This window comes from Klenkia terrae, assembly GCF_037083865.1.
In the GTDB taxonomy this organism is placed as follows: Bacteria; Actinomycetota; Actinomycetes; order Mycobacteriales; family Geodermatophilaceae; genus Klenkia; species Klenkia terrae.
The window spans coordinates 21,285-36,006 of sequence record NZ_JBAPLV010000018.1 but is presented as its reverse complement, the minus strand read 5'-3'; the positions used below and the strand labels follow the sequence as shown (position 1 = coordinate 36,006).

Genomic DNA, 14,722 nt, shown 5'->3' with positions numbered 1-14,722 from the left:
AGAGGGGGACTCAGACGTGGACCGGCTGGCCCGTCGCCTCGAGGACCGACAGCCACAGGTCACCGCGCGGGTCGACCTGGTTGCGGGTGCGCGTCACCAGCGGGATCGGCAGGTTGACGAACCGGCCGTGCCAGCGCCCGGCGACGGTCGCCGTCCGGCCGGCCATCGCGGCGTGCACGGCGGCCTGCGCCAACCGGGTGCAGTAGACGGAGTCGTGGCTGTTGGCCGGCACGCTGCGGATGGCGTAGCCCGGGTCGACGTAGCGCAGCTGGAAGTCGGTGCCCGCGGCGGTCAGGTGGCTGCCGAGCTCGTCGCGCAGCTTCTTGCCGATGTCGAACAGCTTGGCGTTGCCCGAGGGGTCGGCGCCGCCCTCGGTGCCGGCGAACATGTCCTGCCCGTAGCCCTCGGCGACCACGATCAGCGCGTGGCCCTGCCGGTCCAGGGTGCGCTCCACGTGCGCCAGCACGCCGCGCTCGCCGTCCAGGGGCATCGGCACCTCGGGGATGAGCACCAGGTCGACGTCGTCGCTGGCCAGCGTGGCGTAGGCGGCGATGAACCCGGAGTGCCGGCCCATCAGCTTCACCAGGCCGACCCCGCCGCGGTGCGACCGCGCCTCGGTGGCCGCTGACCGGATCGACTCCGCGGCCCGGCCGAAGGCGGTCTGGAAGCCGAAGCTGCGGTCGATCCAGGGGATGTCGTTGTCGATCGTCTTCGGGACGCCGACCACCGCGATCGGCAGGCCCTGGCGCAGCGACTCGTCGGCGATGGCCTGGGCCCCGCGCAGCGACCCGTCGCCGCCGATCACGAACAGCACGTCGATCTGGCGCAGCCGCAGCGTCTCGACCATGACCTTGGGGTCCTGGCCGCCGCGCGAGGTGCCCAGCACCGTGCCGCCCTGCTGGTTGATCCAGCGCACCGACTCCGGGGTCAGCTCCACAGGCTCGGCCCCCAGGGGGGTCAGCCCGAGGTAGCCGTCGCGGAAGCCCAGCACCGAGTGCACGCCGTAGTGCTCGGCCAGCTCGCCGACCAGGCCGCGGATGACGTTGTTCAGCCCGGGGCACAGGCCCCCGCAGGTGACGATGCCGACCTTGGTCTTCTTCGGGTCGAAGTAGAGCTTGCGGCGCGGACCGCCGGGTTCGAAGGTGGGCAGCTCCTCGACCGGGACGCCGCGCCGGGACGCCACGCCGAGCGTGCCGTCGACCAGCACGCGGTCGTGCTCGCCCACGTAGTGCATCGACTCCCCGCGCTCGAGCAGGCCGCCGTCCAGCGGGGACGGGAAGGTGAGCTCACCCAGCGTGCGGACGGCGAGGTGCTCCGGGGTCAGCTGGAGCTGCTCGTCGGTGTCCACGGTCACCAGTCTGCCCTGTCCGGGCCCCCCGGCCGCCACCCGGCTCGCCGCTGACCTGCACGAACGAGGTAGACGTCCCAGACGTGTTGCGCCCCGGAACACCGGTCCGCCACCCCCCGTTCGACCAGGCGTGACCTACTCCCTCGCCGTCCTCGGTGACTCCATCGCGTTCGGCACCGGTGCCGCGGACCCGTCCGACGCGATCGGGCCCCGGCTGGTGCAGGCGCTCGCCGAGGACGACGTCGACGTGGCGCTGCAGGTGGTCGCCGTCCCCGGCGCGACCTCGGCCGCGCTGGCCGGGCAGGTGCGGCTGGTGACCCGCTGCGACCTGGCGCTGGTCGTCGTCGGGGCCAACGACCTCACCCGCCTGGTGCCGCCGGCCACCGCGGCCCAGCAGCTGGGTGCGGCGGTGCGCGACCTGCGGGTGCTCGGCGCCGACGTCCTCGTCGTCCCGGCCCCGGACCTGTCCACCGTGCCGTGGGTGCCGCCGGCGTTCCAGGCGCTGGTGGCGACGGCGAGCGCGGAGCTGCAGCGCCGGCAGGACGAGGCCGTCAAGGCCGCCGGCGGGGTGGCCGTGCCGATCGGCGCCGACCTGGGGGAGCGGTTCCGCAACCAGCCCGGGCTCTTCGCCGCCGACCGCTTCCACCCCTCGTCGGCGGGCTACGCGCTCATCGCCGAGGCGCTGCTGCCGGTGGTCCGCTCGATCGCCCGGGGCCGCACCGCCGCCTGAGCCTCCGGTGGCCGGGTCGGGCGACAGGTCCTCATGATGGCCGCGGGTGAAGACCACGCCCTCGCCGTCGCACCTGCCGTCGAGAGGCCAGCGTTGCTCCCCGACCTCCCCTTCCCGGGCTCCACCCTGGGCGCCGTCGCCGACCGCGCCCGGGCCACCGCCGACCTGCCCGACCCCGGCGCGCCCGTGGCCGACCTGGTGATGGACTCCCGCCGGGTCCGCCCGGGCAGCCTGTTCGCCTGCGTCCGGGGCGCCCGGTCCGACGGGCACCGGCACGCCGCCGAGGCAGTGGCGGCCGGGGCGGTCGCGGTGCTGGCCGACCGGCCCGACCGGCTGCCGGCCGACCTCGGCGTCCCGGTGGTCGTCGTCCCCTCGGTCCGGGCGGTGCTGGGCCCGGTCGGTGCGCTGCTGGCCGGCGACCCGGCCGACCGGCTGCGGCTGGCGACCGTCACCGGCAGCAACGGCAAGACGACGACGAGCACCCTGCTGGCCGGGGTGCTGGACCGCTGCGGGCTGGTGACGACGGTCGGGGCGACCTTCGGCCCGCACACCCGCAGCACCGCGCTGACCACGCCGGAGGCGCCGGACCTGCACCGGCTGCTGCGCTGGATGGTGCAGCGGGGCGCCGCCTCGGCGGTGGTCGAGGCGTCCTCGATCGCGCTGGACATGGGCCGGGTCGACGCGCTCCCGGCCGAGGTCGCGGTGTTCACCGGCTTCGAGGCCGACCACCTCGACCACCACGGCACCCTCGAGCAGTACTGGGCCAGCAAGGCCGAGCTGTTCACCCCGGACCGCACGCGGGCCGCCGTCGTGGTCACCGACGACCCCTGGGGACGGCGGCTGGCCGACCAGGCCCGGGTGCCGGTCACCCGGGTGGGGCGGGACGCCGACTGCGACGTCCGGGTGCTGCTCGGGATCTCCGACGCCACGGGCACCGAGGTGCTGCTGGTCCACGACGGCCGCCGGCACCTGGTCCGCACCCCGGTCGTCGGCCGGGTGCACGTGACCAACGTGGCCGCAGCGTGGGCCGCGGCCGTCGTGCTGGGCTGCGACCCCGAGACGGTGCGCGACCGGCTGGCGGTGGTGCTGCCCCCGCCGGGGCGCAACACCCTGCTCAGCGCGCCGGGGTCACCGCTCGTGGTGGTCGACTACGCGCACACCCCGGCGGCGTTGGCCGCGGCCGTGTCCACCGCGGCCGACCTGCGCCCGTGCGGCCGGGTGCACCTGGTGCTCGGGGCGCGCGGCGCCCGCGACCGGTGGAAGCGCCAGGGCCTGGGCGAGGCGGCGCGGGCGGCCGACGAGGTGTGGCTGACCAACGAGGGCAGCCACGGCGAGGACCCGGCCGCGATCGTCGCCGAGCTGGCGGTCGGCCTGCTCGGCTCCGACGCCCGGGTGCAGACCGTGCTGGACCGGCGGGAGGCGATCACCGGCGCGGTCGACACCGCCGGACCCGACGACGTCGTCCTGGTGGTCGGCCGGGGGCACGAGACCCTGCTGCAGGACGCGCCCGGCCAGGTCGACGCGGCGACCGCGGTGCGGTTCTCCGACGCCGACGTGGCCCGGTCGGCCCTGGGCAGCGGCCGCCGCCGGGCTGCCTGCTGAGGTCAGTCCTCCTCGGCCTCGTGCGCCTTGAGCTCGCGGGTGGCCATGCCGCCCTCGCCGCCCTCGTCGCGCGGGCCGGGGTGCAGCTCGGTCTCGGCCTGTTCCTTCTCCGGTTCGGTCATGCGTCCAGCGTCGCGCGCGCGGGCGCGCTCTGCAGGGTGGGCCGCGGTCGACGCCGGCCCACCCCGCAGGCGGGGCCTACAGGACGTCGAACTCGTTGAACGCGGCGCCGCCGGACAGCGTGGCGTAGCCGGGGCCGCGGTCGAAGAACGGCTCCTCGCCGGTGCGCTGCGACCGCATCTCCGCGCGCAGGGCGTCGGTGGCGGTCAGGTCGGCGTCACCCTCGTCGTCCACCACGACGCCGTAGTCGCGGCGGGCGCCCTCGACGCTCACCTTGAGCCAGGCGATGTCCTGCAGCACCTCCTCGACGGGGCGCTCCAGCGGGTCGCCCCAGCCACCGCCCCCCGTCGTCCGGACGCGGACGACGGTGCCGGCGGTCAGCGGCTCGGCGTCGGCGAGCGCGTCGACCTCGTGCTCGTCCGGGCCGCCCGGGTCCACGGTGATCTGGAACGGCCGGCCGGCCTTGCCGCCCTTGACGCCCCAGCAGGCCAGGATCGAGCGGTCCGCGATGGACATGAAGTGCGCGTCGCGGAGCACCCGGATGTGCTTCTCGTAGCCGCAGCCACCCCGGTACCGACCGGGGCCGCCGGAGTCCAGCGCCAGGCCCAGGGCCTCGATGCGCAGCGGGAAGCGACCCTCGGTGAACTCCGTGGGCAGGTTCCGGGAGTCCGGGACGACGTGGATGGTGTCCTCGCCGTCGGCGTAGTACCGGCCGCCCGAGCCGCCGCCGAGCACCTCGCGCATGAGGTAGGACTCGCCGTCGGCGTCGGTGCCGTAGACGCCGGTGTAGCGGATCGTCTCCTGGTCGGCGGGCATCCGGCCGCCGGTGGCCTTGGCCAGCACCCCGGCCAGCACGCCGAGCAGCCGCAGGATCACGAACGTGCGGGCGTTGGTGGGTGCGGGGAACACCGGGGTGAGCAGCGTGCCCTTCTCCGGGAAGCGCATCTCGATCAGCGGGACGACGCCCTCGTTGACGTCGAGCTCGGCCATCCGCTCCGGGGTGGCCGCCAGGTTGCGCAGCACCGGGGCCAGCCACTTCTTGAGGAAGTTGCCGTCGGAGTAGTCGCCGCAGTGGTTGATCGGGCCCTTGGCCTGCGGGCCGGTGCCGGTGAAGTCGATGATCAGCGGCACCTCGGCCGTGGAGTCCATCGTCAGCGTGATCCGCTGGCGGTGCAGCATCGGCTCGTCGACGCCGTCGTGCTCGGCGTAGTCCTCCCAGACGTAGGTGCCGTCGGGGATCTGGGACAGGATCTCGGTCCGGTAGACCTCGGTCGAGCTCGACAGGATCGCGTCGAAGCACGCCTCGACCGCCGCGACGCCGTACCGCTCGAACAGCTCGCCCAGCCGGCGGGCACCGGCCAGGCAGGCCGAGCACTCGGCGTCCAGGTCGGCGGCCAGCGAGTCGGGCATCCGCGAGTTGCGGGTCATGATCTTCAGCGCCGACTCGTTCGGCACCCCGCGGTCCCACAGCTTGATCGGGGGGACCATCAGGCCCTCCTCGAACATGCTGGTGGCCGCCGAGGGCATGGACCCGGGGACGGCGCCGCCGATGTCGTCGTGGTGGCCGAACGCCTGGATGAACGCGACGACCGCGCCCTCGGCGAAGACCGGCACCGTGACGCACAGGTCGGGCAGGTGGCCGATCCCGCCCTCGGAGAGGTAGACGTCGTTGTGGAAGAAGACGTCGCCCACGTTCATCTGGTCGATCGGGTAGTCCCGCACGACCGGCTGCACCAGTGCCGAGTACGACCGGCCGGTGAGCTTGCGCAGCTGCCGGTCGTGGATGCCGGCCCGGAAGTCGTGCGCGTCGCGGATCATCGGGGAGCGCGAGGTCCGGCCGATGGCGGTCTCGACCTCCATCTCGATCGCGGCCAGCGTGCCGGCGACGATCTCGACCAGGACCGGGTCTGCAGCGGTCATCGCGAGGACTCCTTGGTGAGCAGCAGGTTCGAGTAGCTGTCGACGGTGGCGGTGAAGCCGGGGTGCACGGGGACCGTGGAGCCGAACTCCTCCACGACCGCCGGGCCGACGACGACGTCGCCGGGCTGCAGCTGCGTGCGGGCGTACAGCGGGGTCTCGGTCCAGTCGTCGAAGAAGACCGGCCGGGTGCCGGTGACCGCGTCCGCGACGGTGCCCTCGGTGCGGTCGGGCAGCGCGACCAGGTCGGGACGGCGGATCGGGCCGATGCCGCTGACCCGCAGGTTCACCCACTCGACGGCCTGGCGGGGGTCGGCGGCGAAGTCGTAGCCGTAGAGCTGGCGGTGCGCGGCGTGGAAGGCGGTCGCCACGTCGTCGAGTGCACCGTCGTCCAGCGGTCCGTCGCCGACCGGCACCCGGACCTCGAAGGCCTGCCCGACGTAGCGCAGGTCCGCCGTCCGCTGCATCCGCTGGTCGGCCCGGGCGAAGCCCTCGCCGTCCAGGGCGGTGGCGGCCTGCTCCTCGAGCCGGCCGAAGGCGGTGGCCACGGCGTCGGCGTCCAGCGCGGTGTGCTTGGCCACCATCGTCTGCACGTAGTCGTTGCGCACGTCCACGGTGAGCAGCCCGAACGCGCTGACGTTGCCCGGGTTCGGCGGCACCAGGGTGCGCAGCAGGCCCAGGATGTCCATCAGCCGGCAGGCCAGCAGCGAGCCGGAGCCGCCGAAGGTGGTCAGCGTGAAGTCCCGGACGTCGAGACCGCGGGCGACGGTGACCTGGCGCAGCGCGTTGGCCTGGTTCCACGCCGAGATCTCCAGGATCCCGGTGGCCGTCTTCTCCGTGGCCAGACCCAGCTTCCCGCCGAGGGACTCCAGGCCGCCGCGGGCGGCGTCCACGCTGAGCGGGATCTCCCCGCCGAGCAGGTGCGGGGGGATCCGGCCGAGGACGACGTGCGCGTCGGTGACCGTGGGCTCGGGGCCCCGGCTGGGGTAGCACATCGGGCCGGGGTCGGCGCCCGCGCTCTTCGGGCCGACCTTGAGCGTGCCCTCGGGGCTCAGCCAGGCGATCGAGCCGCCGCCGGCGCCCACGGTGACCACGTCGATCATCGGGATCTTGGACGGGTACTCGCCGACCGTGCCCTCGGTGGTGAGCGCGGGCTCGCCGCCGATGACCACGGTGACGTCGGTCGAGGTCCCGCCGCCGTCGCAGGTGAGGATCCGGTCGAAGCCGGCGGTCTGCGCGATCAGCGCAGCACCCAGGGCGCCGGCGGCCGGGCCGGACAGCATCGTCGTGATCGGCTGGTGCACGACCTCCTCGGCGCTCAGCACGCCGCCGTTGCTCTTCATGACGTAGAACGGCACGCCCGGGGCCAGGGAGTCCAGCCGCTCGCGGATGCTGGTGACGTAGGCGCCGACCTTGGGCTTGACCGCGGCGTCGACCAGCGTGGTCACCGACCGCTCGTACTCCCGGTACTCCCGCAGCACGCCGGAGGAGATGGAGACGACGCAGTCGGGGTGCTCGGTGCGCAGCACCTCGAGCATGGCCAACTCGTGGGCGTCGTTCGCGTAGGCGTGCAGGAAGCAGACGCCCACGGTGGTGATCCCGGCGTCCTTGAAGAAGGTCGCCGCGGCGACGGCCTGCTCCCGGTCGAAGGGCCGTACCTCGGCGCCGGTGTGGTCCAGCCGCCCGCCGACGGTCTTCACCAGGTCCGCCGGCACGATCCGCGGCGGCTTGACCCAGAAGTAGCTGTTGCCGTAGCCGTCGGGCACGGACTGGCGGGCGATCTCCAGCACGGAGGCGTAGCCCTCGGTGGTGATGAAGCCGATCCGGTCGAGCTTGCCCTCGAGCAGCTGGTTGGTGGCCACCGTCGTCCCGTGGCTGACCGCGGTGACGGCGTCGCCGGTGAGGTCCATGAGGTCCAGGACCTTCTGCACCCCGGCCAGGAACCCGTCGGCCGGGTTGCCCGGGGTCGACGGCGTCTTGGTGGTCGTCGTGGCGCCGGTCTCCTCGTCCACCGCCACCACGTCGGTGAACGTGCCGCCGGTGTCGATGCCGATGCGTACCCGCCTGCTCGTCATGGGATTTACCTTAGCGTTGAGACATCTCCGGCGGAAGGGTTCGGCGACACCGCCCTGGCAGGGTGGCGGTGTGACGCTGACCCTGGCCGACCTGTGCGACGACGCCGCTCTGCTGTCCTTCGAGACCCAGCTGCACCTGGCCGAGGTGATCGGTGACCGGCGCTGGGACGTCGACCTCGCTGCCGGCCGGTTCGTCTTCGGCGGCGGCACCGGTGAGCACACCGAGGACCTGGTCTGCGCCCGGGTGCACCTGCTCGGGTCCGCGGCGCCCGGTCCGCGGTCCTGGCTGTGGTCCTGGGCCACCTCCCAGGGCTGGTCGGACGACGTCACCGACCTGGCCCGCTGGCTGCGCGGGTTCGGCCAGCAGCAGGGCGTCCGCGAGCTCGTCGAGCCCGAGGTGGGCTTCGCCGACGTCCCCGGTGCCGACGACCCGCTGGTCGCCGGCGCGGTGCTGATGGACGCCGCCAAGGCCGCGGCGGGTCGGTGGGCCGGGTACAGCGGTCCCGTCGGTGGCGGCACCCGGGCGGCGTTCCTCCTGGAGCACCCCTCCTTCGTGCTGCCCGCACCCGAGGGGGGTGCGCGTGGTCCGGGTGCTCAGCGAGGGGCTGATGGCCGCACCCCTGCTGACCGACCACCGGCGCGCCGTCGCCGCCTACGCCGCCGCGCGCCCGCTGGCCTCCCGGTGGGCGCCGGACGGCACCGAGGTGGAGCTGTCCCTCCCCGGCGCCGTCGTCACCGTGCGCTTCGACGAGCTGGGCCGCGTCGGGGGCATCGCCAGCACGCTGGGCTGACACCGTTTCGTGGGGTTGCAGGTACCGGCGCCGTCCGTCATGCTGTTACACGTGACCGACGGTTACACACACTCTTCCCCGACTGCGGAGGAACGCCAGCCATGACCAGCACCCTGCCGAACCCGACCACCGACCACCTCGGCGCCGCGTTCAGCGCGCACGAGCGGGACGGCGAGGCGGTCTCCGCCCGGCTGCTGGACTCCGCCGCCCAGCTGTCCTACGACCCGGCCACCGAGGTGGACTGGGACGAGCCGCTCGGCGAGGGGCTGCACGGCCTGAATCCCGAGTGGAGCACGCTCTACGGGACCAAGCTGTGGGACGAGATGACCGAGGAGCAGCGGGTCACGCTGACCCGGCACGAGGTCGCCTCGATCATGAGCACCGGCATCTGGTTCGAGATGATCCTGCAGCAGATGCTGCTGCGCGAGCACTACGCCGGGGACACCACGCGCAAGGACTTCCAGTTCGCGCTGACCGAGATCGCCGACGAGTGCCGGCACTCGATCATGTTCGCCCGCGCCTGCGAGAAGCTCGGCGCGACCGGGTACTCGCCCAAGCGCAGCGGCATCGAGCTGGGCCGGTTCTTCAAGACCTTCGCCGGTGCCGAGCGGGCCTTCGGCGCCGCCCTCGTGGCCGAGGAGGTGCTCGACGTCATGCAGCGCGACTGGATGCGCGGCGAGGACGTCCTGCCGATGATCCGCACCACGAGCCGGATCCACGTGGTCGAGGAGTCCCGGCACATGACCTACGCCCGCCAGGAGATGCGCGAGTCGCTGGTCGGGGCGTCCCGGGCCCGGGTGCGCTCCTCGGCCCTGCTGATCGCGATCGTCACCTCGGTGGTCGTGACCAACCTGGTGCACCGCGACGTCTACACCGCCGCCGGCCTGGACGCCGACCGCGCCGAGCGCGAGGCCGCCGGCAACAAGCACCACCAGGCCATGATGCGGACCAGCAGCCGGCACCTGATGGCCTTCCTCGGCGAGTGCGGCATGCTCACCGGTCCCGCGGTGGCGATCTACCGCCGCCTGCACATGATCTGAGGCCGGCCCGCCATGGCGTTCGCGATCACCCAGAACTGCTGCTCGGACGCCTCCTGCGTCTCGGTCTGCCCGGTCAACTGCATCCACCCGACACCGGACGAGCCGGAGTTCGGGCACACCGAGACGCTCTTCGTCGACCCGGCCACCTGCATCGACTGCGGGGCCTGCGCCGACGCCTGCCCGGTCGACGCGATCGCGCCCACCTGGGTGCTGCGCGCCGACCAGCAGGTCTACGCCCAGGTCAACGCCGACTGGTTCACCCGCCCCGACGCCCCGGCCGCCCCGGTATGGGACGCCCCGCGCTTCCCGACCGTCGACCTGTCGGCGATCGGCCGGCTCGAGGTGGCGATCGTCGGCACCGGTCCGGCCGCCGTCTACGCCGCGCAGTCGATCCTGCGGGCCACCGAGGCCCGGGTGACCTTCCTGGACCGGCTGGACACCCCGGGCGGGCTGGCCCGCTACGGCGTGGCCCCCGACCACCCGGGCACCCGCCGGGTGCTCGAGCACACCACCGCCGTCCTCCGGCACCCCCGGGTCACGCTGCGCACCGGGGTCGAGGTCGGCCGCGACGTGACCCCGGCCGAGCTGGCGCAGCGCTACGACGCCGTCCTCTACGCCACCGGCGCGGCCGGCGACAAGGCGCTGGGTGTGCCCGGCGAGCAGCTGGCCGGCAGCGTCTCGGCCCGCGAGGTCGTCAACTGGTACACCGGCCACCCCGAGGCGGCCCCGGTGGACCTGTCGCAGGTGCAGCGGGTGGTCGTCGTCGGCACCGGCAACGTGGCGCTGGACGTGGCCCGGATGCTCGCCGGGGACGCCGGGCGGCTGGCCGGCACGGCCACCTCGCCGGCGGCGCTGGCTGCGCTGCGCACCAGCGCGTTGCGCGAGGTCGTGGTGGTCGGTCGGCGCGGTGCCGACGCGGCGGCCTGCAGCCGGTCGGAGCTGCGGGCGCTGACCCACCTGGACGGCGTCCGCACCGTGCTCACCGGCAAGGCCCCCGACGGCGCGGCGCCCGGCAGCCTGGGCGAGCTGTTCGCCGGGCTGGACCGGTTCGACGACGACCTGGCCGCCCCGCCCGAGCCCGGCCGCCGGATCGTCTTCGCCTTCGGGCTGGCCGCCGAGGAGGTGGTCGGCGACGAGCAGGTCGAGGGCATCACCTTCACCGGCACCGAGGGGACGACGACCGTGCCCGCCGAGCTGGTGGTGCGGGCGATCGGCCACCGCGGCACCGAGCTGCCCGGGCTGCCCTTCGACGACGAGGCCGGCCGGGTGCCGCACGAGGCGGGCCGGGTGACCGGTGCGCCGGTGGGCACCTACGTCGTCGGCTGGGCCAAGCGCGGCCCGTCGGGCGGCATCGGCGCCAACCGCTCGGACGCCGAGGAGACGGTGGGGTCCCTGCTGGCCGACGCCGCCGCCGGCCTCATCGGCCGCCCCGCCCGCTCGCGCCGCTGACCCCCTCCTCCCCCCAGCGTTGATCAGGGGGGTGCCGGGAATTCCGTCCTCCTGCACCAGAGCTGCTGCAGGAGGACGGACTCCGGCGCACCCCCCTGATCGACGGTGCGCCACCGGGCCTGGTCCTGGGGGGTGTGACCGTGGTCTCCTCCGTGCGCGGCCCGTGCGGACCGCTCGGACGAGGAGGTCTGGATGGATGTGACCGGGGACTGCGACCCGCGCTTCGAGGGCGTGCGGACGGCGCTGGCCGCGCAGCTGGACAGCGGCGAGGAGCTGGGCGCGGCGATCGCCGTCGACCTGGACGGCGAGCGGGTCGTCGACCTGCACGGCGGCTGGCGCGACGAGGCCCGGACGACGCCCTGGACGGCGGACACCCTGGTCAACGTCTGGTCGTGCACCAAGACGGTGACCAGCCTGGCCGCGCTGCTCTGCGTGGAGCGCGGGCTGCTCGACGTCTACGCGCCGGTCGCCGAGTACTGGCCGGAGTTCGCGCAGAACGGCAAGGCCGGCGTGGAGGTGCGGCACCTGATGTCGCACACCTCCGGCGTCTCAGGCCTCGACCAGCCCGCCGTGGTCGCCGACCTCTACGACACCGCCGCGGCCGCCGAGCGGTTCGCCGCGCAGGCGCCCTGGTGGGAGCCGGGCACCGCGTCGGGCTACCACGCGCTGAACCAGGGCCACCTGGTCGGCGAGGTGATCCGGCGGGTGACCGGGCAGTCGCTGACCGACTTCGTGGCGACCGAGCTGGCCGGACCGCTGGGCGCCGACGTGCAGATCGGCTGCCGGGAGGCCGACCGGTCCCGGGTGGCCCCCGTCGTCCCGCCGCCGCCGTTGCCGTTCGACCTGGCCGCGATGGACCCGACGAGCCCCGTCGTCCGGACGTTCACCGGGCCGGTGGCGGACGCGAACGACGCGAACACGGCCGGCTGGCAGGGCGCCGAGATCGGGGCCGCCAACGGCCACGCCACCGCCGTCGGGCTGCTGACGATGCTGCGGGTGCTGAGCCTGGGCGGCACCGTGGACGGCCGGGCGCTGCTGTCGCCGAAGACCATCGACCTCGTCTTCGACCAGCAGAGCGACGGCGTGGACCTGGTGCTCGGCGTCCCGCTGCGGTTCGGCATCGGCTACGGGCTGCCGGTGCCGCAGACCCTGCCGTTCATCCCGGAGGGCCGGGTCTGCTTCTGGGGTGGCTGGGGCGGCTCGCTGATCGTCATGGACCTGGACCGCCGGCTGACCATCAGCTACGTGATGAACCGGATGGGCCCCGGCATCATCGGCTCCGAGCGCTCGGCCGCCTACGCCACGGCGGTGTACGCCGCCCTCGGCTAGCCCCTGCCCGCGGTGATCATGGGGTTGCGGCCCGCTGGACACGCCGTCCCCGGCGCGTCGGTGGGCGACAACCCCATGATCACGGGGGGACCGTCAGCCCTGGGCGAGCTCGGCCAAGTGCTGGGTGTCGTTCCAGCTCTGCAGGCGGGACTCGTAGTCCTTGGTCGCGATGGCCAGCGGGGCGCTGCCGAAGAAGACCCGCAGCGGCGGGGTGTCCATGTCCACGAGCTGCAGGACGGCGGCGGCGGACGCCTCGGGGTCGCCGGGGGAGGACACCCGGGCCTTGCGCTGCTCGGCGGCCTTCACCCGGAACTCGTCGTAGGCGGGGTTCGGGGTGGCGTGCTTGGCCGAGGCGCCGGGCCAGTCGGTGTCGAACCCGCCGGGCTCGATCAGCGTGACGTGGATGCCGAAGTCGGCCACCTCGGCGGCCAGCGCCTGGGAGAAGCCCTCCAGCGCCCACTTGGACGCGTTGTAGATGCCGATGTTCGGGAACGCGGAGATCCCGCCGATGCTCGACACCTGCAGCACGTGCCCGGAGCCCTGCTCGCGCAGGAACGGCAGCGCTGCCTGGGTGACCCAGAGCGCGCCGAACACGTTGGTCTCGAACTGGGCGCGGGCCTCGGCCTCGGAGATCTCCTCGACCATCCCGAACTGGCCGTAGCCGGCGTTGTTGACCACGACGTCCAGGCGGCCGAGGTGGGCGTGCGCCCGCTCGACGGCGGCGAACACCGCCGTCCGGTCGTCCACGTCGAGCTGCACGGGGAGCAGCCGGTCGCCGAACCGGGCCACCAGGTCCTCCAGGGAGGCGGTGTCGCGGACGGTGGCGGCGACGGAGTCCCCGCGCTCGAGGGCGGCGATGGTCCACGCGCGGCCGAAGCCGCGCGATGCACCGGTGATGAACCAGGTCTTCGACATGCCACCTGGCAGCGCACCTCGAGCGCGGGGTGTTCCCGTCAGCGGCGGTCGTCCTGGTTCGGCGGCAGGTCCTCGTCAGTGATCCGGGGCAGCTGGGCGGTGCCCGGCTCGTCGGTGCGCTGCTGCTCCTCGAGGCGGTAGGGGTCCTCGGTGGGCATCGGCGGGCTGTCGTAGGCCTGCTGCGGGTCCGGCGCCGCGGTGGCCGCGGTGGACCCGGTCGACCAGGGCTGCGGCTGGCCGTACTGCTCGTCGTACCGCTGCTCCCCGGGCTGGACGTCGTCCGCGGCCTGGCCGTCGTACGGGGCCTCGTACGGCGCCTGGGTCTCGTACGGCGCCTCGTACGGGTCCTGCGTCCCGTACGGGTCCTGCGTCCCGTACGGCTGGGCGGCGGGCCGCCCGTAGCCGGACTGCTGCGGGTCGCCGGTCAGCGACTGCGGGTCGTAGGCCTGGGTCGGCTGGTAGCCGGACTGGTCGTAGCCCTGCGCCTCGGGGACCGGTGCGCCGTAGGCCTGCGGCGCGGCGGCCTGCTGCTGCGCGGCCCGCTCGGCGGCGGCCCGCTCGGCCGCCATCCGCTCGGCCTCGGCCCGCTGGGCCTGCTGCCGCTCGGCCTCCGCCCGCTCGGCCTGCTGCCGCTCGAGCTCGGCGCGCTGGCGCTCCTCCTCGGCGCGGCGGCGCTCGGCGGCGAAGCGGTCGGCCTCGGCCTGCAGCACCTCGCCGGCCGGCCGGGCCTGCTGGGCCTCGCGGCGGACGTTGGGGGCCTCGGCCTCCACCTTGCTCAGCGCGTTCTCCCAGCGCTGCCGCATCGGCACGATGCCGCCACCGCCGACGGCGACCACGACGACGCCCACGACCGCGACCAGCACGGCGTACAGGACGGCGTTCACCACGTTCTGGGCGATCTCCAGCTGGTTCAGCGCGGCGATGACGCCCAGCGCCAGGACCACCGTGGAGGCGGCCGTGGCCAGCGTGCGGGCGTAGCCCAGCGAACCCAGCGAGTTCTGCACCACGAGCTTCACCGCGGCCGCGATCGCCGCGGCGATGACCAGGATGAGGATCGCGACGAAGACCTTGGGCAGGTAGCCGATGATCGCCGACAGGTAGTCGCTGATCGGGTTCTGGCCGAAGACGCCGAAGGCGGTGGAGAGCACGAAGAGCATGACCGCGTAGAAGACGATCTTCGCCAGGATCTGCGAGGCGTCGTACGAGCTGTTCTGCAGGGCCCTCTTGATGCCGCCGCGCTCGACGGCGCGGTCGAAGCCGACCTTCTCGAGCACCTTCACCAGCAGCTTCTCCAACGCCTTGGCGATGAAGTACCCCACCACCAGGATGATGGCCGCGAGCAGCAGCTTGGGCAGGAACGTCACGATGTCGCTGAGTGCGTTCCGGAGCGAGTCGCCCATGGTCTG

At 73.9% G+C, this 14,722-nt stretch carries 11 protein-coding genes and 1 pseudogene; 7 read left to right on the top strand and 5 right to left on the bottom strand.

The genetic code is table 11. The annotated features are described in order from the left end of the window. Positions 1-10: 10 nt before the first annotated feature. Positions 11-1,348: an ATP-dependent 6-phosphofructokinase gene (locus tag UXQ13_RS16035; protein ID WP_225233894.1), complete on the bottom strand. Its 1,338-nt coding sequence runs from the start codon at positions 1,346-1,348 to the stop codon at positions 11-13. A gap of 130 nt (positions 1,349-1,478) precedes the next feature. Here UXQ13_RS16035 and UXQ13_RS16030 point away from each other — a divergent pair, with 130 nt between their 5' ends. Both UXQ13_RS16030 and UXQ13_RS16025 read left to right on the top strand, forming a co-directional pair. Then, positions 1,479-2,078 carry an SGNH/GDSL hydrolase family protein gene (locus UXQ13_RS16030; protein WP_336392538.1) on the top strand — a complete coding sequence of 200 codons (600 nt, stop codon included), beginning with the start codon at positions 1,479-1,481 and terminating at the stop codon, positions 2,076-2,078. 93 nt (positions 2,079-2,171) lie between these two features. After that, entirely contained in the window at positions 2,172-3,680 is a 1,509-nt protein-coding gene (locus UXQ13_RS16025; protein WP_336392537.1) for a Mur ligase family protein, read from the top strand. 198 nt (positions 3,681-3,878) lie between these two features. Here the strand turns inward: UXQ13_RS16025 and UXQ13_RS16020 are convergent, their stop codons facing one another. Continuing rightward, a complete protein-coding gene (locus tag UXQ13_RS16020) occupies positions 3,879-5,720 on the bottom strand; it encodes a hydantoinase B/oxoprolinase family protein (protein WP_336392536.1) in 1,842 nt (613 codons plus the stop codon). Next, the gene (locus tag UXQ13_RS16015) at positions 5,717-7,792 is read right to left on the bottom strand and encodes a hydantoinase/oxoprolinase family protein (RefSeq protein WP_336392535.1); all 2,076 of its coding nucleotides are present in this window, start codon (positions 7,790-7,792) and stop codon (positions 5,717-5,719) included. Before UXQ13_RS16015 ends, UXQ13_RS16020 begins: the two co-directional genes overlap by 4 nt. Between UXQ13_RS16015 and UXQ13_RS23695 the strand changes: the two are divergent. The 5 genes and pseudogenes from UXQ13_RS23695 to UXQ13_RS15995 form a co-directional block, all read left to right on the top strand. Beyond that, a pseudogene (locus UXQ13_RS23695) lies at positions 7,764-8,327 on the top strand (DUF6882 domain-containing protein); the annotation flags it as partial. The gene UXQ13_RS16015 and the pseudogene UXQ13_RS23695 sit on opposite strands and share 29 nt — an antisense overlap. Positions 8,328-8,400: 73 nt before the next feature. Next, positions 8,401-8,583 carry a hypothetical protein gene (locus tag UXQ13_RS16010; protein WP_336392534.1) on the top strand — a complete coding sequence of 61 codons (183 nt, stop codon included), beginning with the start codon at positions 8,401-8,403 and terminating at the stop codon, positions 8,581-8,583. A gap of 101 nt (positions 8,584-8,684) precedes the next feature. Further along, the gene (locus UXQ13_RS16005; protein WP_225233900.1) at positions 8,685-9,623 is read left to right on the top strand and encodes an AurF N-oxygenase family protein; all 939 of its coding nucleotides are present in this window, start codon (positions 8,685-8,687) and stop codon (positions 9,621-9,623) included. A gap of 12 nt (positions 9,624-9,635) precedes the next feature. Then, positions 9,636-11,072 carry an FAD-dependent oxidoreductase gene (locus UXQ13_RS16000; protein WP_225233901.1) on the top strand — a complete coding sequence of 479 codons (1,437 nt, stop codon included), beginning with the start codon at positions 9,636-9,638 and terminating at the stop codon, positions 11,070-11,072. Between the two features lie 192 nt (positions 11,073-11,264). Then, positions 11,265-12,401, top strand: a complete 1,137-nt coding sequence (locus tag UXQ13_RS15995) for a serine hydrolase domain-containing protein (protein WP_225233902.1) — start codon at positions 11,265-11,267, stop codon at positions 12,399-12,401. A gap of 93 nt (positions 12,402-12,494) precedes the next feature. Here UXQ13_RS15995 and UXQ13_RS15990 read toward each other — a convergent pair whose 3' ends face one another. Both UXQ13_RS15990 and UXQ13_RS15985 read right to left on the bottom strand, forming a co-directional pair. After that, on the bottom strand, positions 12,495-13,316 hold the full coding sequence (locus UXQ13_RS15990) for an SDR family oxidoreductase (RefSeq protein WP_225233903.1): 822 nt from the start codon (positions 13,314-13,316) through the stop codon (positions 12,495-12,497). Between the two features lie 38 nt (positions 13,317-13,354). Continuing rightward, a complete protein-coding gene (locus tag UXQ13_RS15985; RefSeq protein ID WP_225233904.1) occupies positions 13,355-14,716 on the bottom strand; it encodes a mechanosensitive ion channel family protein in 1,362 nt (453 codons plus the stop codon). Positions 14,717-14,722 lie beyond the last annotated feature (6 nt).